The sequence below is a fragment of the Mycobacterium sp. NGS62 genome (assembly GCF_059812285.1).
Genome location: NZ_JCALCK010000004.1, coordinates 318,588 through 336,924 on the forward strand (window position 1 = coordinate 318,588; position 18,337 = coordinate 336,924).

Below are 18,337 nucleotides of genomic sequence, written 5' to 3' on the forward strand. Positions count from 1 at the left end.
CAATCGGTCAGACCAATGGGCGGCCAGACTTGATCCGCCGGTCCACGTCCCAGAGCAACACGTTGAACGGGAATCGCCGGATGAAGCCAGGCAGAAGTTTGTTGACAGTGCGCAGCACGGCCATCAAGCGGTCGAACCGCCGCTGCTTGGCGGCGTCCCACGGTAGCTGCATCTCGTCGCGGAAGCGTTGTGGCAAGAAGCCGGTGGTGATCAGCAGTGCGGGCTTCTCGGCCCATCGTTGCAGCGGACCGGGCAACGTCATCCCCCGCACCCTGGATGCGGCGATCGGATACAGGTAGTCGCGCACAGTGTCGTCGATGTGCACCTTGTCCACCGACTCCTGCCAGTACTTGTCGAACGCGGCGCGGTCGGCCGGCCACATCTCCGGCGGCACCTGCAGCGTGGTACCGAGCACCATGCCCTCGCGGTAGTGCTGTTCAGCATCGTCTTCGTCGATCTCGCCGATGAAGGTGCGATAGAAATCGACACCACCCTTGTAGAGGCAGGCCGCCACCCACATCTGCAACTCCGGGTCGAAGGCGTTGTATTTGACCGGGCTCTCCGAGGTCGAGTAGACCTCGGCGTGAGCACGGTTCACCGCCCGACGAAACGCCGCTTTCTGATCGTCACTGCCGGCCATCGCCACCGCGAGGTAGGTGAACGTGGTGCGAGCCCGCTTGATCGGGTGCAAGTCGACCCGGCCGCTTTCCACCCGGCTTTCCACGACTCCGTAGCCGACGCCGGGCCGGGCCAGTTGCATGATCACGTTGGCCGGGCCGAGCAGCAGCGCCATGCCCATCAACTGGTCGTCAATACGGGCCGCGCGCTTGGGTCGGCGGCGCGCCAGAGCTGGTATCGGCGGATCGCTGACCGCTCGTTCGACGTGTTGGGTTGTCATTGCCTTACCTGCTCCGCTAATTCTGATAACACTTGTTTCCTGATATTGCCGCCCAGCTCCCTGCGATGTCAAGATGGGACGCATGGCTGCGACGGAGACGACGAGCGTGCGCCCTTACCGCGGGGTCGAGCCGGCCGACCGGCTGGCCGAGCGGCGGGGCCGGCTGCTTCGGGCCGGCTTGGACTTGCTCGGGGCCAGTGAGCGGGATTGGTCCGAGTTGACGGTGCGCGCTATCTGCCGGCGGGCCGGGGTGACCGCCCGCTACTTCTACGAGAGCTTCGCCGACAAGGATGCGTTCGTCTGTGCGGTCTTCGACTGGGTGGTGGCCGATCTCGCGGCGGCAACGCAGGCTTCCGTCGACGCCGTGCCACCGGACCAGCAATCGCGTGCCGGGATGGCCAATATCGTGCAGACCTTCTCCGGCGATCCGCGTGTCGGGCGCCTGCTGTTCAGCGCGCACTTGACCGACCCGGTGCTGATGCGCAAACGCGTGGAATCCACCGCGCTGTTCGCCACCCTGCTGGGCAGGCACGCCGGTCAGCTCTCGCGGATCCCGGAGAACGACCGCATTGCCGCCGCCGCGCACTTCGTGGTCGGCGGCGTCGGGCAAACCATCAGCGCCTGGTTGGCCGGTGCGGTGTCGCTGACCCCCGACGAACTGGTCGAGCAGCTCACCACGACCCTCGACCGGCTGGCCGATCCGGCGTTGTATCGCGACTAAGCCGCGGCAGCGCCGCTAGTTGCCTACCGGCACCCGTCGGTCAGCGGCCGTCTTGGGTTCTGCCCGCGCATCGCTCTCAGCGAATTCTCTCGTCCAACAAGCGAACTCGAGCGTGATGCCGTCGGGATCCTGAAAGTAGAACGAGCGCACGTACACACCGGGGTGCACGGTGGCCGAGACCTGCATCTCGCTCTCGTCGTGGTTGAGCACCGGACCGACCCGCACGCCCTTCTCCTTGAGTCGCTTCCGGTAGTCGTCGAACTTCTCGGCCGGCACGTGGAAGGCCAGATGGTTCATCGTGCTGACCGCACTGGTGATCTCGCCGATCCCGGGGATCGCGGCCGGCGACGAGACGCCGGGCACCCGGTCGGCGGCCTCGGCGAACCAGAAGAAGGCGACGCAATCGCCGTTGCCGGCGTCGAAGAAGAAGTGCTGGCCCTGGCCACCCGGTAGATCCAGCGATTTGATCAACGGCATGCCCAGCACATTGCTGTAGAAGTCCACCGTGCGCGCCATGTCCGAACACACCAGCGCGACGTGATTGATGCCGCCGAGTTCGAATTCAGTGTTGGTGTTGTGCGGCTTGATCATCTTCCGACTCCCGTTCGTCGGCGGGTGGATTGCCGATCCGTGGCGAATACCCGAAACTGAATCTAACATCAGATTCAGTTCTCTTCCAGGGGTCGCAGGGTCGCAGGGTCGCAGGGAAAGGAGCCGTCCGGTGTCAGCCGTGTCCGAGCAACCCGGCCAACGCGTCGAATTACCGACACATCGCGGGCGCCGGACACAGGCGGCCATTGACGCCGCCGCCCGGTCCGTCATCGCCCGCAAGGGCATCCTGGCTGCGACCATCGCCGACATCGCTACCGAAGCGGGCCGATCGACGGCGTCGTTCTACAACTACTACGACTCCAAAGAGGCAATGGTCCGCCAGTGGGCGTTGCGTTTTCGCGACGAAGCCAATGACCGCGCGAAAACCATCACCCGGCATGGTCTTTCGAACCGCGAACGCGCCCAGCAGGCCGCGGCCGCGCACTGGCACACCTACCGCCATCGGCTCGCGGAGATGATCGGGGTGTCACAGCTGGCGATCATCAACGACGACTTCGCGCAGTACTGGGCCGAAATCTGCGCGGGCCCCATCGCCTTCATCGCCGAAACCGTGCGACGTGCGCAGAGCGAAGGCTACTGCCCAGACGATGATCCCCAGCTGGTCGCGGTGGCAATCGTGGCGATGTTCAACCAGTTCTGCTACTTGCAGCTGAGCGGCGCTCGGTCGGATGAGGTCGGTGAACCCGACGACGAGGCCTGCATCAACACGCTGGCCAACATCTTCTATCGAGCCATCTACTCCAAGGAGGTCGACTGACGTGACTCGCAATACCGGAGCAGCGGGCGTTCTCCGCGAATTCGTCGGACTACCGTCACCGACCGCCCGGCGCGCCGGCGCCGGCGGGCACCCCTGCCAAGGCCTGTATCACCGCGGTGTGGGCCGCAAGCCCAAAGTGGCGATGATCGCCACCCACTACCAGATCGACTTCTCCGAGCACTATCTCGCCGACTACATGGCCACCCGCGGCATCGGATTTCTGGGCTGGAACACCCGGTTCCGCGGTTTTGAGAGCAGCTTTCTGCTCGACCATGCTCTCGTCGACATCGGCGTCGGCGTCCGCTGGCTTCGTGAAGTGCAGGCTGTGGAAACCGTTGTGTTGCTGGGTAACTCCGGGGGTGGCTCGTTGATGGCCGCCTACCAGTCCCAAGCGGTCGACCCGAATGTGACTCCGCTGCCGGGTATGCGGCCCGCGGCCGGGCTGACCGAGTTGCTGCCCGCCGACGGATACATCGCCAGCGCTGCCCATCCCGGCCGCCCCGACGTGTTGACCGCATGGATGGACGGCGCCGTCGTCGACGAGAACGACCCCGTCGCCACCGATCCAGACCTCGACCTGTTCAACGAAAACAACGGCCCACCTTATTCACCGGAGTTCCTCACCCGCTACCGCTCCGCGCAGGTCGCACGCAACCGCACGATCACCGATTGGGCCGAAAAGGAGCTGAAACGTGTTCAGGCCGCGGGTTTTTCCGACATCCCCTTCACGGTCATGCGAACCTGGGCCGACCCCCGGATGGTCGACCCGAGCATCGAGCCCACCAAACGGCAGCCGAACATGTGCTATGCCGGAATCCCGGCCAAGGCGAATCGTTCGGCGCACGGCATCGCGGCGGCATGCACGCTGCGCAACTGGCTGGGCATGTGGAGCTTGCGAACCGCGCAGACCCGGGCCGAGCCGCATCTGAGGCGCATCACCTGCCCCGGGCTGGTCATCAACGCCGAAGCCGACACGGGCGTCTTCCCGTCGGACGCTCAACGCATCTGCGACGCGCTGGCCGGCACCGACAAGATGCTGTGCACCATCGATACCGATCACTACTTCACCACTCCCGGGGCGCGCAGCGAGCAGGCCGACGTGATCGCCAAGTGGATTGCCAAGCGGTGGCGCTGAGAGTCCTCGCCCACTTCGTGCCCGGTGACAAGGTGTTGGACTTCGTTGCGCCGGAGGCGGACTGGCTCGATATCCGATGGTGTGCCGAGGACGACGACGACACCTTCTACCGTGAGCTGCCCGAAGCCGAGGTCCTTTGGCATGTGCTGCGGCCCCTGTCTGGACCCGATCTGCGGCGCGGACCGCAGCTGCGCCTGGTGCACAAGCTGGGGGCCGGAGTCAACACCATCGACGTCGAGGCCGCTACCGAGAGCGGCATCGCGGTGGCCAACATGCCGGGCGCCAACGCACCCTCGGTGGCCGAAGGAGCGGTGCTGCTGATGCTGGCCGCCCTGCGCCGGCTGCCGGCGCTGGACTGCGCCACCCGCGACGGTCGCGGCTGGCCGGCCGATCCGCGGCTGGGCGAAACCGTGCGCGATATTGGCGGCTGCACCGTCGGCCTCATCGGATACGGCAACATCGCCAAACGGGTCGAGAATATCGTGGCCGCGATGGGCGCGGTCGTTCTGCACACCAGCACCCGCGACGACGGACAGCCGGGCTGGCGGCGGCTGGACGAGCTGTTGGCCGCCAGCGACATCGTCTCGCTGCACCTGCCGTTGACGGTCGACACCCGTGGTCTGCTCGACCGCGGCCGGCTGGCCCGGCTGAAACCGGAAGCGGTGCTGGTCAACACCTCCCGCGGCGAGATCGTCGACGAAGATGCCCTGGTCGAGGCGTTGTGCGGCGGCGGGCTGGCCGCCGCGGGCCTGGACGTCTTCGCCGTCGAACCGCTCCCACCCGACAGCCCATTGTTGAGCCTGGCCAACGTCGTACTGACACCGCACGTCAGCTGGTACACCGCCGACACCATGCGTCGCTATCTGGTCGAGGCGGTCGCCAATTGCCGGCGGCTGCGGGCCGGGCAACAACCCGCGCATGTAGTCAATCAACCAACCGGTTATTAAATTAAGGGGACGAAGGTCCCGAAGGAAGGCGAGCAATGCCGATCGCGATAACTCCTGAGCATCAAGACCTGGCCGACTCGGTGCGGTCCCTGGTAGCGCGGGTAGCACCGTCGGAGGTGCTGCATGCCGCGCTGGAAACACCGATCGACAACCCGCCGCCCTACTGGCAGTCCGCCGCCGACCAAGGCTTGCAGGGCGTGCACTTGGCCGAGGCTGTCGGCGGCCAGGGTTTCGGCATCCTCGAGCTTGCCGTCGTGCTCGCTGAGTTCGGCTACGGCGCGGTGCCCGGCCCGTTTGTGCCGTCGGCGATTGCCAGTGCGCTGATCTCGGCACACGATCCCGACGCCAAAGTGCTGGGCGAGCTGGCAACGGGCGCCGCCGTCGCCGCCTACGCGCTGGATTCCGGGCTGACCGCCACCCGCCACGGCGACGGATTGGTGATCCGCGGCGAAGTGCGGGCGGTGCCGGCCGCGGCTCAGGCGTCGGTCCTGGTGCTACCGGTGGCGATTGACAGCGGCGAGGAATGGGTGGTGCTGCGCGGCGATCAACTCGAGATCGAACCGGTGCAGAGCGTGGACCCGCTGCGCCCGATCGCCCACGTCCGCGCCAATGCCGTCGAGGTGGGTGACGACGCAGTGCTGAGCAACCTCAGCATGACGCTCGCGCACGCGCTGATGTCGACTTTGTTGTCGGCCGAAGCCGTCGGGGTCGCGCGGTGGGCCACCGACACGGCGTCGGAGTACGCCAAGATCCGCGAGCAGTTCGGCAGGCCGATCGGTCAATTCCAGGCCATCAAACACAAGTGCGCCGAGATGATCGCCGACACCGAGCGGGCCACCGCCGCCGTCTGGGACGCCGCCCGCGCGATCGACGAAGCACGCCAAAACAATTGGGACGTGACGGGGTCCGCGGTCGAGTTCGCCGCCGCGGTGGCGGCCACGTTGGCGCCGGCCGCCGCTCAGCGCTGTACGCAGGATTGCATCCAGGTGCACGGCGGCATCGGCTTCACCTGGGAGCACGACACCAACGTCTACTACCGGCGCGCGCTGATGCTGGCTGCATCCTTCGGCCGCACCTCCGACTACCCGCAGCGGGTGGTCGACACCGCCACCGGCACCGGTATGCGCAAAGTCGACATCGACCTGGATCCCGACACCGAGAAACTGCGAGCTGAAATCCGGGACGAGGTGGCTGCGCTCAAGGCGATCCCGCGCGAGGAACGCAACGCCGCGATCGCCGAAGGCGGATGGGTGCTGCCGTATCTGCCGACGCCGTGGGGCCGCGCGTCCAGCCCGGTCGAGCAGATCATCGTGGCCCAGGAGTTCAGCACCGGCCGGGTCAAGCGGCCACAGATCGGTATCGCGTCGTGGATCGTCCCGTCGATCGTCGCGTTCGGCACCGAAGAGCAGAAGCTACGGTTCCTGCCGCCGACCTTCCGCGGCGAAATGATCTGGTGTCAGCTGTTTTCCGAGCCCGGCGCCGGTTCTGACCTGGCCGGGCTGACCACCAAGGCAACCCGGGTCGAAGGCGGCTGGCGCATCACCGGCCAGAAGATCTGGACGACCGCTGCGCAGTTCTCGCAGTGGGGGGCGCTGCTGGCCAGGACCAACCCCGACGCTCCGAAACACAATGGGATCACCTATTTTCTGCTGGACATGAACAGTGAAGGCGTGGAGGTCAAACCGCTTCGCGAGCTCACCGGCGGCGCGATGTTCAACACCGTGTTCATCGACGACGTGTTCGTGCCGGACGAGTTGGTGCTCGGCGAGGTCGACCGGGGCTGGGAGGTGAGTCGCAATACGCTGACCGCAGAGCGGGTTTCGATCGGCGGCAGCGAGGCGCCGTTCTTGGCCAACCTCGACCAGTTGGTCGATTTCGTTCGCGACGGTCAGTTCGACCAAGTCGCGCAGAACCGGGCGGGCCAGTTGATCGCCGAGGGGCACGCCGCCAAGCTGCTCAACATGCGCTCGACACTGCTGACGCTGGCCGGGGGCGACGCGATGCCCTCGGCGGCCATCTCCAAGCTGCTGTCGATGCGCACCGGCCAGGGCTATGCCGAGTTCGCGGTGTCCACCTTCGGCGCCGACGCCGCGATCGGCGACCCGGAGGAGCTGCCCGGCAAGTGGGCCGAATACCTGCTGGCCAGCCGAGCCACCACGATCTACGGCGGCACGTCGGAGGTGCAACTCAACATCATCGCCGAGCGGCTGCTGGGGCTCCCCCGCGACCCGTAGGTCTTTTCGGCGCAACCTCCCCTCTGGGCCGAGCGTGCGTGTCCCCGGTCGACACGCCGAAGCTTTTACCGTTTCTGCGCACGCTCGCGCCGAACGCAGGCTGTGGCGTCGATGCGCGCGGTCCGGTGCTAGGTTCGCCGGCATGACCGAAGCCCCGCCGGCTCGCCGCGACCGCGCGGATGGCGGCGAGCGTGAAACCCTGGAGTCGTTCCTTGACGACTACCGAGACATCGTGGTGCGCAAGGTTTCCGGCCTGTCTGACGCCGACTCCCGTCGCCGCCTGGTTTCTTCGCCGACGACGGTGGGCGGGCTGGTCAAGCACCTGCGCTGGGCGGAATACGGCTGGTTCGACCAGCTGCTTCAGGAGCGAATCAGCGACAACCGTCGCACGCATGACCGTGCTTGGGAATTCGAGTTCCTTCCTGAGGAATCAGTGGCCACGTTGATCGCGGAATATCGAACGCAGTGCGACGAGTCGCGACGGATAGCAGCACGCTATCCGCTGGATCACGTGGTGCCACATGTCCGGCTCGGACAGGTGTCGCTGCGCTGGATCTACGTGCACATGATCGAGGAGACCGCCCGTCACACCGGGCAACTGGATATCCTGCGCGAACAACTCGACGGCGCAACCGGTTTCGACGGGTAGCCGCCGACCGCGAGGGTGCGCAGAAACGGTATTGCACCCGGCGTGTCGGCCGGGGACACGCACGCTCGCGCAGAAGGGGACCCACGCTCGCGCGAATGGTGGGCCGGCTAGACGTCCATCTCGCGCAGCTCGCGCTTGAGGATCTTGCCGGTTGGGTTACGGGGCAGCTCGTCGAGGAAGACCACCTCGCGCGGCACCTTGTACTTGGCCAGCTGGTCTTTCACGTACTTCTTGATGGTGTCCTCGTCGACATCGGCGCCCTCCTTCTTGACGACGAAGGCGCGCAACCGGTGGCCCCACTCCTTGTCCTCGACGCCGATCGCGGTGGCCTCCATCACCTCGGGATGCCCGGTGATGCAATCCTCGACTTCGGCGGGGAAGACGTTTTCGCCGCCGGAGACGATCATCTCGTCGTCGCGACCGCTGATGAAGAGCAGGTTGTGCTCGTCGAAATAACCGACGTCCCCGGATGACAACAGCCCATCGATGATCTGCTTGTTGCCGCCGCCGGTATAGCCCTCGAACGGGAAGGCGTTGCCCACGAAGATCCGCCCGACCTCGCCCTGCGGCAACTCCTTGCCGTTGTCGTCGTAGATCTTGACCTTGACGCCTTTGACAACCGGTCCCACCGTCGAGGAATTGAATTCCAGATGGTCCGGTCCCGCGATGGTGGCGAACGCGATCTCAGTCGAGCCGTACATGTTGTAGACGACGGGCCCGAGGTCCTTGAGCGCACGCTCGGCCAAGTCGGCGCCCAGCGCCGAGCCGGAGATGAACACGATCCGCAAGCTGGACAGATCAGGCTTCTTGTCCATCTTCTCCACGGCCTCGAGCATCCGCGACAACATCACCGGGACGACGACGATCGCCGATACTTTGTGCTTCTCGACGTCTTCCAGCACCACCGCCGGCTTGAACTTGCGGTGCAGCACCAGCGTCGATCCCAGGAATGTCCCGATCGTGGCGTGCAGGAAGCCCAGCGCGTGGAACATCGGCGCCGGCAGCGATGTCACCTCGCCGGCCTTGAACGGCACGTGCGACAAGATGCCGCCGATCGGCGCGAGCGTCGGCGGAGTGCTGCGGTTCGCGCCCTTCGGGGTGCCGGTGGTGCCGCTGGTCAGAATGATGATCGAGGAATGCTTGCCGGCCTTGGGCGCGGGCTCGCCGCTGCTGCGTTCGATCAGGTCGGCAAGCGTCTCGTCCTCGCTGCCCGACGGCTCGTCCGAGTCGGGGTTGGTGCCCAGCGCGCGCAGCTTGCCCAGCGGCGGCTCGGCTTTGCTGACGTCCTTGGCGTATTCGTCGTCGTAGATGATCAGTTTGGCGTCTTCGCGCTCGGACACCTCCTTGATCTGCGGGCCGGAAAACGAGCTGTTGAGCAGGATGATGCGGGCTCCAACCCGCGCGCAACCGAACTCCGCGATCGCAAACCAGCGGCTGTTGCGTGCCAGGATGGCGACGCCGTCGCCGCCCTTGACACCTTTGTCCAGCAGCCCGTGGGCCACTGCGTTGGCGGCGTCGTCGAGTTCCTTCCAGGTGAACTCGCCCTCGTCGTCGATGATCGCCACCTTGTCCGGGGTGCGGCGCGCGTGCAGCGCGGGCAGCATGCCGATCTCGCCCCACTTGCGGATGTCGTTCGCCATCGCCGCCACGTTCTGTGGCCGCTCGATCGGGAACCCGCCTGCTTCGAAGATTTTGCGGACATAATGCAGTTCGGCCAGGCCACGCTCGGCGTATTGCTGGACTTTGGCCGTGGCCCCGAACGGGTCAGGAAGGTTAGGCATAACCCCACCATATGTGAGCCAGGTCGCACCGCGACGGGCAAATTACGATGAAGTGCATGGTCCGTCCGCTGTCATTGGAAGTGGGCGGCCGCCACGTTGAGATCACCCACCCCGACAAGGTGGTATTCCCAGAACACGGCTACACCAAGCTCGACCTGATCCGCTACTACCTCGCCGTCGCCGAGGGGGCGCTGCGGGGCGTGGCCGGACGTCCGATGATCCTCAAACGCTTCGTCAAGGGCATCGAGCAGGAAGCCATCTTCCAGAAGCGAGCGCCCACGAAGCGGCCGGACTGGATCGGGGTGGCCGAACTGCGCTATGCGTCCGGAACTTCGGCCAAGGAGGCCGTCATCGATGACGCCGCCGGGCTGGTGTGGGCGATCAATCTGGGCTGCGTCGACCTCAACCCGCACCCGGTGCTCGCTGGCGATCTCGACCATCCCGACGAGCTGCGCGTCGACCTGGACCCGATGCCCGGCGTGGGGTGGCCGCAGATCGTGGATGTCGCCGCCGTTGCACGAGAAGTACTCGAGGACTACGGCCTGACCCCGTGGCCGAAGACATCAGGGTCGCGCGGCTTCCACATCTATGCGCGCATCGCGCCGGACTGGCCGTTCCGGCAGGTCCGGCTGGCCGCCCAAACGGTGGCACGCGAGGTCGAGCGCCGCGCACCCGACCTGGCGACCAGCCGGTGGTGGAAGGAAGAACGTCAGGGCGTGTTCGTCGACTTCAATCAGAACGCCAAAGACCGCACGGTCGCCTCGGCGTATTCGGTGCGGGCCACATCGGATGCCCGGGTGTCCACGCCGCTGCGCTGGGACGAGGCCGCGGACTGCGACCCGGCGGCGTTCACGATGGCCAGCGTGCCCGATCGGTTCGCCGACGTCGGCGACCCGTGGGCGGGGATGGACGACGCCACCGGAACGCTGGACCAACTGCTCGCGCTGGCCGAGGAGCTCGGCCCCGCCGAGAAGGCTCCGAAAGGGGCGCACAAGACCCGGGACGGCCGGCGGGCCTCGACGATGCCGCTGATCGAGATCGCCCGCACCAAGACCAAGGACGAGGCGATGGCTGCGCTGGACACCTGGCGTGACCGCTATCCCGATGTGGCCCAGCGACTCCAGCCGGTCGACGTGCTCGTCGACGGCATGCGCGGACCGAGTTCCATCTGGTATCGAATCCGGATCAACCTGCAGCACGTACCGGCCGATCAACGGCCGCCGCAGGAGGAGCTGATCGCCGACTACAGCCCTTGGCCGAGCCGTTAACGGCCCACCACCGCGGTACATACGCGACAATCGCTGGATGCAGGCGGCGGAGGACTGACGCGATGGACCGACGATGGAACCGGCGCGCATTCCTGGGTCTTACCGGCGGTGCCGGACTGCTCGCCGCGGCCGGCTGCTCGTCGCACAAGACCACTACCGAGGGCGGCGGCGCGGTAACGATTCCACACGCGTTCGGCGAGACGACAATCCCCGCGCCACCCACGCGGGTGGTCAGCGCCGGCTTCACCGGGCAAGACGATCTGCTCGCGGTGGGAATCGTGCCGATCGCGGTGACCAACTGGTTCGGCGATCAGCCGTTCGCGGTGTGGCCGTGGGCGCAGCCGAAACTCGGCGACGCCAAACCCGTTGTCTTGAGCCTGGACAACGGAATTCAGATCGACCAGATCACCGGCCTGAAACCCGATTTGATCGTGGCCACCAACGCCGGAGTAGACGCCGACACCTACCAGAAGCTGGCCGCGATCGCCCCGACCCTCCCGCAGTCCGGCGGCGACGCGTTCTTCGAGCCGTGGAAGGACCAGGCGACCGCGATCGGCCAAGCGGTTTTCCAGTCCGATCAGATGAAGTCGCTGGTCGACGGCGTCGACCAGAAGTTCACCACGATCGGTGAGCAGCATCCGCAATTCAAGGACAAGAAGGCGCTGCTGCTGCAGGGCACGTTCTACCAGGACAATGTGGTGGCGACGATGGCGGGCTGGCGCACCGAGTTTCTGACCCGGATGGGTCTGGTGGTCACCGAGGGCATCAGCCAGTTCGCCGTCGATCAGCAGCGGGCGTTCATTCCCCGCGACAAGGTCAAGTCAGCGCTCGACGCCACCGACCTGCTGATCTGGACAACGGACAGCGAAGACGACCAGCGGGTGCTGCTGGCCGATCCGGGCGTGGCGGACCTTCGGCCGCGCAGTGTCTTCACCACCAAGGACCTAGCCGGGGCGCTTGCTTTCGCCTCACCGCTGAGCTACCCGGTGGTGGCCGGCCAGCTGCCGTCGCTGATCACCAAAATCCTGGGCTGAGCTCGCCGAAAACAGCGGCCCTCTGAGCGTTCGCTAAGGCACCTCTGGCAGAGCACCAAAATTACTGGCAGCCGCCGAAATCCGAGGTTACCGTCGAGTAATGAGCGTGGCAATGGACCTGAAGGTAACCGACACCGTTCTGGATTACGGTGATCAGGCACTGCTTTTGCAATTCGACAGCAGCGCCGACGTCTTGGCGTGGGCAGCTGCCCTGCGCGAGGCGGCGCTGCCCGGTGTGCTCGACATCGTCGCCGCCTCCCGCACGATCCTGGTGAAAGTCGACGGGCCGCGCTATCAGGGGGTCACCCGGCACCGGTTGCGCCGCCTGCAGGTGACATCCGAGGCGGCGCAGACTGCACCGCCCGACGGACACGTCGACGTGGTGATCGACGTCGTCTACGACGGCGCCGATCTTGCCGAGGTCGCCGAGCGCACCGGGCTGAGCACCGCACAGGTCATCAACGCCCACACCTCCACGCCCTGGCAGGTCGGATTCGGCGGATTCGCTCCGGGTTTCGCCTACCTCGTCGGCGGCGACCCGCGGCTGGCGGCGCCGCGGCGCTCCGAGCCGCGGCAGTCGGTGCCGGCCGGTGCGGTGGGCTTGGCCGGAGAGTTCAGCGGAATCTATCCGCGGCGCTCCCCCGGCGGTTGGCAGCTGATCGGCCACACCACTGCGGTCCTGTGGGATATCGACCGGCCCGACCCGGCGCTGCTTACGCCGGGCAAGTGGGTTCAATTCCGAGCTGCCTAGGAGAGCACCGATGACCACGCTGGAAATCCTGCGCACCGGGCCGCTGGCACTCGTCCAGGACCTCGGGCGAGTCGGTCTGGCTCACCTCGGAGTCACCCGGTCGGGAGCGGCGGATCGCGGTTCGCACACGCTGGCCAACCGGCTGGTGGCCAACCCCGACGACCGCGCCACCATCGAAGTGACCTTCGGCGGCCTCTCGGCTCGAGTCCGCGGCGGTGACGTCGACGTTGTCGTGACCGGTGCCGACACGGACCCAGCCGTTAATGGAATCGTGTTCGGCACCAACAGTGTTCAGCATGTTCGCGACGGGGACGTGATTTCGCTGGGTGCACCGTTGGCGGGCTTGCGCAGTTATCTGGGAGTGCGTGGCGGTATCGACGTGACACCGGTGCTCGGCTCGCGGAGTTACGACGTGATGTCAGGAATCGGCCCGCTGCCGCTGCAGCCTGGCGACGTGCTGCCGATCGGCGAGCGCACCGATGACTATCCCGAACTCGATCAGGCCCCGGTAGCGGCGATCGACGAGCATCTGGTGGAACTGCTGGTGGTGCCGGGCCCGCGCGACGAGTGGCTCGCCGATCCCGACGCGCTCGTGCGCACCATCTGGATGGTCTCCGACCGCAGCGACAGGGTGGGGATGCGGCTGGAAGGCCGTCCGCTGCAGTACCGCTGGCCGAATCGACAGTTGCCCAGCGAAGGAGCCGCTCGCGGCGCAATTCAGGTGCCGCCCAACGGTTTGCCGGTCATCTTGGGGCCGGATCATCCGATCACCGGCGGCTACCCGGTGATCGGCGTGCTCGCCGAGGACGACATCGACAAGGTCGCCCAGGTGCGGCCCGGCCAGTATGTGCGGTTGCACTGGTCGCGGCCGCGGTCGCCGCTGACTGCTGCTGCCGCGGGCCAGTCGGCCTGGTAAACCGGTAGGTGTGTACACCCAGGTCCACACCGCTCGCCTGGTCCACACCGCCGATCTCGACTGCGAGACCCGGCACAGCGCTCGCCAGATGGTCATCGACGCGTTCGGCGGGGGTTTCACCGACTGCGACTGGGACCACGCGCTAGGCGGGATGCATGCCCTGATCTGGCATCGTGGCGTGATCATCGCCCACGCTGCAGTGGTGCAGCGGCGGCTCATTCACCGTGGCAGCGCGCTGCGCTGCGGCTACATCGAAGCTGTGGCGGTGGCCGAGGAGTGGCGCGGCCAAGGACTGGCGATCGCGGTGCTCGACGCTTGCGAGCAGGTCATCCGCGGCGGCTACCGCATTGGCGCGCTGAGCGCTTCCGAGCGCGGACGGCGACTCTTCGTCGTGCGCGGCTGGCTGCCGTGGTCCGGGCCGACGTCGGTGCTGGCTCCCGCCGGGACACTGCGAACCCCGGACGACGACGGCTCGGTGTTCGTGCTTCCGGTCGCGACCACGGTGGACACCTCCGCGGAGTTGACCTGCGATTGGCGCGACGGCGACGTTTGGTGACCGGCCGCGGCCGCTGTGATCGACCGCACATTTCCTGCGTCGCGAGGCGGTTTTAACTGTTATAGGCGAAGCCCATTGTGGCGCAACCTAACTGCGAAACAATGATTTAACAATCTTTGCAGCGTCCTTTCAGCTAACCGGAACACAATCTTAAGCCGGAATGCCCGGATCTGACTTGACCCGGTTCGAATCCTCATGTGTGATTGCCGAATACAGCGTTGTATGCCTCGATAGAGGCACCTGTACCCGTACAGCTAGCGAAATATATTCCGGCTCGGGATAACTCGGGGCCGTAGGGCGCCGACCACTCTGCCAGTGCAACGGTGTTTGGCGCACCTGAAAGCCGAAAGGTTATGTCTGCATGGCCCGCTCGCATCGCATCTCCGACTGGAATCCCGAGGACACCGTCGCCTGGGAGGCCGGCAACAAAGCCATCGCTCGACGTAACCTGATTTGCACGGTGGCCGGCGACCACGTCGCGTTTTCGATCTGGTCATTGTGGTCGGTGATGGTGCTGTTCATGCCGGAATCGGTCTACGGCTTTTCGCCGAGCGACAAACTGCTGCTGGGCGCAATCGCAACGTTGGTCGGGGGGTGCGTACGCATCCCCTACACATTGGGTATCGCGAAATTCGGTGGCCGCAACTGGACGACGTTCTCGGCGCTGGTGTTGCTAGTGCCCACCGTGGGCACGATCCTGCTGCTGGCCAATCCCGGACTGCCGTTGTGGCCGTACGTGTTGTGTGCCGCGGCCACCGGTTTGGGCGGCGGCAATTACTCCGCCTCGCTGGCCAACGTCAATGCTTTTTATCCCCAGCGGCTCAAGGGCTGGGCGTTGGCAGTCAACGCCGGCGGCGGCAACCTGGGGGTGGCGGTCGTTCAGCTGGTGGGACTGCTGGTACTGGCCACCGCGGGCAGCCGGCAGCCCTACTGGGTGTGCGCGTTTTATCTTGTGCTGCTGGCGATTGTCGGCATCGCGGCGGCGGTGTTCATGGACAATTTGGACCACAGCATCGAGGTCGGCAATTTGCGGTCGATCCTGTTCGTGCGACACACCTGGGTGATCTCACTGCTCTACATCGGTACGTTCGGGTCGTTCATCGGATTCTCGTTCGCGTTCGGCCGGGTGCTCTACATCAACTTCATGACCAGCGGACAGACTGCCGCGCAAGCATCGCTGCACGTCGCCCAAATCGCCTTCCTGGGGCCACTATTGGGATCACTCTCGCGAATCTACGGCGGCCGGTTGGCCGACCGCATCGGAGGAAGTCGTATCACGCTGGCGGTGTTCGGCGGGATGATCCTGGCTACCGGGCTATTGGTCGGCGTCAGCAGCTACGACGAATACAGTCACGGCTCTGCACCGGGGGCAACGCTGGTCGGATACGTCATCGGGTTCATTGCGCTGTTCATCCTGTCGGGGGTCGGCAACGGGTCGGTATTCAAGATGATCCCGTCGATCTTCGAGGCGCGCAGTCGTGCACTGGACGTGAGCGAAGCCGAGCGCCGGCACTGGTCCCGCGCGATGTCGGGGGCGTTGATCGGGTTCGCGGGAGCCGTCGGAGCACTCGGTGGTGTGGCGATCAACCTGGCGCTACGGCAGTCCTACGAGAGCACCGGCACCGAGACCTCGGCGTTCTGGATTTTCCTGATCTTCTACCTTGTCGCTTCGCTGCTGACCTGGGCCATGTACGTGCGCCCTCCTGTTTCGGCCACCGCCGTGCCCGACGCGGAAAGCGAGCCGGCGCGCGCCCGCGTGTGACCGATGGCCCCACCGGTGTGACGACGGGGCAACTCGGCGGAAATTGCCAGGTAATGCGGCGGCAATCTATCAGGCATACACACTTCATATGGACCAGCCAGACTCGCCGCCGCTGGTCGGCTACCGGGTCGCGGTCACGTCCGCGCACCGTGCCGACGAGCTGTGTGCGCTGCTGCGCCGCTCCGGTGCCACGGTCTACAGCGCCCCGGCCATCACCAAAGTCGGCCTGTTCGACGACGACGAACTGCGCCGTCACACCGAAGCTCTGATCGCCCGTCCGCCAGACATCCTGGTCGCTACCACCGGCATCGGCCTGCGCGGCTGGCTGGCCGCCGCCGACGGTTGGCGGCTGGCGACCAAGTTGACCGCAGTGCTGAGAGACGCCCGGATCGTGTCGCGCGGACCGAAAGCGACCGGCGCGTTGCGCGGCGCCGGCCTGTATGAGGAGTGGAGCCCTGGCTCCGAGTCGTCGCGCGAGGTGCTGCAGTACCTGCTCGGCGGCGGTGTACACGGGCAGCGGGTCGCGTTGCAGCTGCACGGCGCCAGCGACCACTGGGATCCGTTCCCGGAGTTCGTTGATGAGCTGCGCGCTGCGGGCGCCGAGGTGGTACCGGTGCGGGTGTATCGCTGGCTGCCGGCACCGGCCGGGGGGTTCGACCAGCTGGTGACCCTGATCGCCCAACGCCAGGTTGACGCCGTCAGCTTCACCTCGGCGCCGGCCGCGGCGGCGACACTACTGCGGGCTCGCCAGCTGGGCATCGGCGACCAGTTGCTGGCCGCGTTGGGCGCCGACGTGCACGCGATGTGCGTCGGCCCGGTGACGGCCCAACCGCTACTGGCGGCCGGTATTCCGACCTCGGCGCCGAAGCGAATGCGGCTGGCGGCGCTGGCCCGCCACATCGCAGACGAGTTGCCGTCACGGCGATCCCGCATCGTGCGCGCCGCCGGTCATCTGATCGAGATCCGCGGCTCCTGTGTGGTGGTCGACGGGACCATCAAATCACTCTCCCCGGCGGGAATGGCTACCTTGCGGGTGTTAGCTCAACGGCCGGGAGACGTCGTCGCCCGCGCCGCGCTGTTGCGGGCTCTGCCGGGCAACGGCTCCGACACCCATGCCGTCGATACGGCGGTCCTTCGGTTGCGAACGGCGCTGGGCGACAAGAGCATCGTGGCAACGGTGGTCAAACGTGGGTACCGGCTGGCCATCGACGAACAGTCGGGAGTGGCATGAGCCTGATCATGGTGGCGCATGGCACCCGCAGATCGGCAGGGATCGCCATCGTCGGCGGCCTTGCCGAGCAGGTGAGCGCGGTCGTGGGCCAAACCGTGCAGGTGGGATTCGTCGACGTGCTGGGACCCTCGCCGAGGGAATTGCTGTCCGACGCGGCGGCGGCCACCGACCCCGCGATCGTGGTGCCTGCGTTCTTGTCTCGCGGATATCACGTTCGCACCGATCTGCCCGCGCATGTCGCTGCCAGCGGACACCCCGACGTCACCGTCACCCCGGCGCTGGGACCGAGCCCTGACGTGGCAGCGATCGTTACCCGCCAATTGGTTCGCATCGGTTGGCGTTCAGGCGATTCGGTGATCCTGGCGGCGGCCGGCGCATCGGATCCCGCGGCTCATAACGACCTGGCGACCACCGCGGCGATGGTGTCGGCGCTGATCGACTCACCCGTGGAACCGGCGTTGGCTGCCACCGAGCGCAGCATCGCCGGCGCCGTGGCCAGGGCGCGTGCCCGGACCTCGCGTCGGGTTGTGGTGGCGTCCTATCTGTTGGCCGATGGCCTTTTCCAGGGACGGTTGCGACGTAGCGGCGCTGATCTGGTCACCGAGCCGCTGGGCACCAACCCGGCGTTGGTGCGGCTGATCGCCGGCCGATTTCAGGCGGCCGCGATGTGCGTGGCTGCTTGACCGGCAGACTTACCGCGGCCCACCTGCACGACACCGTCCACCACTCGCGTCGGGTAGACCGGCACCGCGACAGCGGGATCGTCAAGGCAGCGGCCGCCGTCAAAGGCAAAGGCCTGCTTGGCAATCGGTGATTGCACAACCGGTTGTCCATCGCGATCCCCGGCGATGCCGCGAGACAGCACCGCGGCGCCCGAGAACGGGTCGATGTTGCCGATGGCGTGCAGCGAGCCGTCGTCGAGCCGGAACAGCGCCACTTGCGATCCATCGTCGAGCAGCACGCCGACACCGCGGCCGGGAATGAGGTAGTCGTAGGCGCAGGCCGCCGTCCAAGCCTGGTCATCGAAGTTCGACAGGGTGGTGATGTCGTCCAGTAATGTCATGAGAACTCCTTGGTGCCTTGGT

18 protein-coding genes are annotated in these 18,337 nt (G+C 66.3%); 14 read left to right on the forward strand and 4 right to left on the reverse strand.

All coding sequences use genetic code 11. The features are described from left to right. Window positions 1-7 precede the first annotated feature (7 nt). On the reverse strand, window positions 8-898 hold the full coding sequence (locus AC5Y49_RS13610; RefSeq protein ID WP_499887753.1) for an oxygenase MpaB family protein: 891 nt from the start codon (window positions 896-898) through the stop codon (window positions 8-10). Between the two features lie 73 nt (window positions 899-971). Between AC5Y49_RS13610 and AC5Y49_RS13615 the strand changes: the two genes are divergently transcribed. Then, complete coding sequence (locus AC5Y49_RS13615; protein ID WP_499887755.1) at window positions 972-1,619, forward strand: TetR/AcrR family transcriptional regulator; 648 nt, start codon at window positions 972-974, stop codon at window positions 1,617-1,619. A gap of 15 nt (window positions 1,620-1,634) precedes the next feature. On the opposite strand, the gene AC5Y49_RS13620 is transcribed toward AC5Y49_RS13615, so the two are convergent. Beyond that, window positions 1,635-2,210, reverse strand: coding sequence for a VOC family protein (locus tag AC5Y49_RS13620; RefSeq protein ID WP_499887757.1), 576 nt, complete (start codon window positions 2,208-2,210; stop codon window positions 1,635-1,637). A gap of 139 nt (window positions 2,211-2,349) precedes the next feature. On the opposite strand from AC5Y49_RS13620, the gene AC5Y49_RS13625 reads away from it, so the two are divergent. The 5 genes from AC5Y49_RS13625 to AC5Y49_RS13645 all read left to right on the forward strand — a co-directional run bounded on the left by AC5Y49_RS13625 (window position 2,350) and on the right by AC5Y49_RS13645 (window position 7,953). Continuing rightward, complete coding sequence (locus tag AC5Y49_RS13625; protein WP_499888017.1) at window positions 2,350-2,988, forward strand: TetR/AcrR family transcriptional regulator; 639 nt, start codon at window positions 2,350-2,352, stop codon at window positions 2,986-2,988. A gap of 1 nt (window position 2,989) precedes the next feature. Then, window positions 2,990-4,123, forward strand: a complete 1,134-nt coding sequence (locus AC5Y49_RS13630; RefSeq protein WP_499887759.1) for an alpha/beta hydrolase family protein — start codon at window positions 2,990-2,992, stop codon at window positions 4,121-4,123. After that, a complete protein-coding gene (locus tag AC5Y49_RS13635) occupies window positions 4,120-5,070 on the forward strand; it encodes a 2-hydroxyacid dehydrogenase (protein ID WP_499888018.1) in 951 nt (316 codons plus the stop codon). The genes AC5Y49_RS13630 and AC5Y49_RS13635 overlap by 4 nt, the downstream gene beginning before the upstream one ends. Window positions 5,071-5,105: 35 nt before the next feature. Next, window positions 5,106-7,304, forward strand: a complete 2,199-nt coding sequence (locus tag AC5Y49_RS13640) for an acyl-CoA dehydrogenase family protein (protein ID WP_499887761.1) — start codon at window positions 5,106-5,108, stop codon at window positions 7,302-7,304. A 142-nt stretch (window positions 7,305-7,446) separates the two neighbouring features. Beyond that, window positions 7,447-7,953 (forward strand): DinB family protein, encoded by a 507-nt coding sequence (locus tag AC5Y49_RS13645; RefSeq protein ID WP_499887763.1) that lies wholly within the window; start codon window positions 7,447-7,449, stop codon window positions 7,951-7,953. Between the two features lie 107 nt (window positions 7,954-8,060). Here the strand turns inward: AC5Y49_RS13645 and fadD2 are convergent, their stop codons facing one another. After that, window positions 8,061-9,734, reverse strand: a complete 1,674-nt coding sequence (gene fadD2 / locus AC5Y49_RS13650; protein ID WP_499887765.1) for a long-chain-fatty-acid--CoA ligase FadD2 — start codon at window positions 9,732-9,734, stop codon at window positions 8,061-8,063. 47 nt (window positions 9,735-9,781) lie between these two features. Between fadD2 and AC5Y49_RS13655 the strand changes: the two genes are divergently transcribed. From AC5Y49_RS13655 to AC5Y49_RS13690, 8 genes are all read left to right on the forward strand, one after another. Continuing rightward, the gene (locus tag AC5Y49_RS13655) at window positions 9,782-11,002 is read left to right on the forward strand and encodes a DNA polymerase domain-containing protein (RefSeq protein WP_499887767.1); all 1,221 of its coding nucleotides are present in this window, start codon (window positions 9,782-9,784) and stop codon (window positions 11,000-11,002) included. Window positions 11,003-11,064: 62 nt separating this feature from the next. Further along, window positions 11,065-12,036: an ABC transporter substrate-binding protein gene (locus AC5Y49_RS13660; protein ID WP_499887769.1), complete on the forward strand. Its 972-nt coding sequence runs from the start codon at window positions 11,065-11,067 to the stop codon at window positions 12,034-12,036. 100 nt (window positions 12,037-12,136) lie between these two features. Continuing rightward, on the forward strand, window positions 12,137-12,787 hold the full coding sequence (locus tag AC5Y49_RS13665; RefSeq protein WP_499887771.1) for a 5-oxoprolinase subunit B family protein: 651 nt from the start codon (window positions 12,137-12,139) through the stop codon (window positions 12,785-12,787). A gap of 10 nt (window positions 12,788-12,797) precedes the next feature. Further along, on the forward strand, window positions 12,798-13,703 hold the full coding sequence (locus tag AC5Y49_RS13670) for a 5-oxoprolinase/urea amidolyase family protein (RefSeq protein ID WP_499887773.1): 906 nt from the start codon (window positions 12,798-12,800) through the stop codon (window positions 13,701-13,703). Between the two features lie 10 nt (window positions 13,704-13,713). Next, window positions 13,714-14,259, forward strand: a complete 546-nt coding sequence (locus AC5Y49_RS13675) for a GNAT family N-acetyltransferase (RefSeq protein WP_499887775.1) — start codon at window positions 13,714-13,716, stop codon at window positions 14,257-14,259. Window positions 14,260-14,620: 361 nt separating this feature from the next. Continuing rightward, entirely contained in the window at window positions 14,621-16,021 is a 1,401-nt protein-coding gene (locus AC5Y49_RS13680; RefSeq protein WP_499887777.1) for a nitrate/nitrite transporter, read from the forward strand. Window positions 16,022-16,109: 88 nt separating this feature from the next. Beyond that, window positions 16,110-17,252 (forward strand): uroporphyrinogen-III synthase, encoded by a 1,143-nt coding sequence (locus AC5Y49_RS13685; protein WP_499887779.1) that lies wholly within the window; start codon window positions 16,110-16,112, stop codon window positions 17,250-17,252. Beyond that, a complete protein-coding gene (locus AC5Y49_RS13690; RefSeq protein ID WP_499887781.1) occupies window positions 17,249-17,935 on the forward strand; it encodes a sirohydrochlorin chelatase in 687 nt (228 codons plus the stop codon). Before AC5Y49_RS13685 ends, AC5Y49_RS13690 begins: the two co-directional genes overlap by 4 nt. Here AC5Y49_RS13690 and nirD read toward each other — a convergent pair. After that, complete coding sequence (nirD, locus tag AC5Y49_RS13695) at window positions 17,905-18,315, reverse strand: nitrite reductase small subunit NirD (protein WP_499887783.1); 411 nt, start codon at window positions 18,313-18,315, stop codon at window positions 17,905-17,907. The two genes, AC5Y49_RS13690 and nirD, sit on opposite strands and share 31 nt — an antisense overlap. Window positions 18,316-18,337 lie beyond the last annotated feature (22 nt).

Excerpts from the sequence above, each read along its gene's own strand:
- AC5Y49_RS13610 (WP_499887753.1), bottom strand. The coding sequence starts at position 898 with ATGACAACCCAACACGTCGAACGAGCGGTCAGCGATCCGCCGATACCA.
- AC5Y49_RS13615 (WP_499887755.1), top strand. The coding sequence starts at position 972 with ATGGGACGCATGGCTGCGACGGAGACGACGAGCGTGCGCCCTTACCGC.
- AC5Y49_RS13620 (WP_499887757.1), bottom strand. The coding sequence starts at position 2,210 with ATGATCAAGCCGCACAACACCAACACTGAATTCGAACTCGGCGGCATC.
- AC5Y49_RS13640 (WP_499887761.1), top strand. The coding sequence starts at position 5,106 with ATGCCGATCGCGATAACTCCTGAGCATCAAGACCTGGCCGACTCGGTG.
- AC5Y49_RS13645 (WP_499887763.1), top strand. The coding sequence starts at position 7,447 with ATGACCGAAGCCCCGCCGGCTCGCCGCGACCGCGCGGATGGCGGCGAG.
- fadD2 (WP_499887765.1), bottom strand. The coding sequence starts at position 9,734 with ATGCCTAACCTTCCTGACCCGTTCGGGGCCACGGCCAAAGTCCAGCAA.
- AC5Y49_RS13655 (WP_499887767.1), top strand. The coding sequence starts at position 9,782 with ATGAAGTGCATGGTCCGTCCGCTGTCATTGGAAGTGGGCGGCCGCCAC.
- AC5Y49_RS13660 (WP_499887769.1), top strand. The coding sequence starts at position 11,065 with ATGGACCGACGATGGAACCGGCGCGCATTCCTGGGTCTTACCGGCGGT.
- AC5Y49_RS13665 (WP_499887771.1), top strand. The coding sequence starts at position 12,137 with ATGAGCGTGGCAATGGACCTGAAGGTAACCGACACCGTTCTGGATTAC.
- AC5Y49_RS13670 (WP_499887773.1), top strand. The coding sequence starts at position 12,798 with ATGACCACGCTGGAAATCCTGCGCACCGGGCCGCTGGCACTCGTCCAG.
- AC5Y49_RS13680 (WP_499887777.1), top strand. The coding sequence starts at position 14,621 with ATGGCCCGCTCGCATCGCATCTCCGACTGGAATCCCGAGGACACCGTC.
- AC5Y49_RS13685 (WP_499887779.1), top strand. The coding sequence starts at position 16,110 with ATGGACCAGCCAGACTCGCCGCCGCTGGTCGGCTACCGGGTCGCGGTC.
- AC5Y49_RS13690 (WP_499887781.1), top strand. The coding sequence starts at position 17,249 with ATGAGCCTGATCATGGTGGCGCATGGCACCCGCAGATCGGCAGGGATC.
- nirD (WP_499887783.1), bottom strand. The coding sequence starts at position 18,315 with ATGACATTACTGGACGACATCACCACCCTGTCGAACTTCGATGACCAG.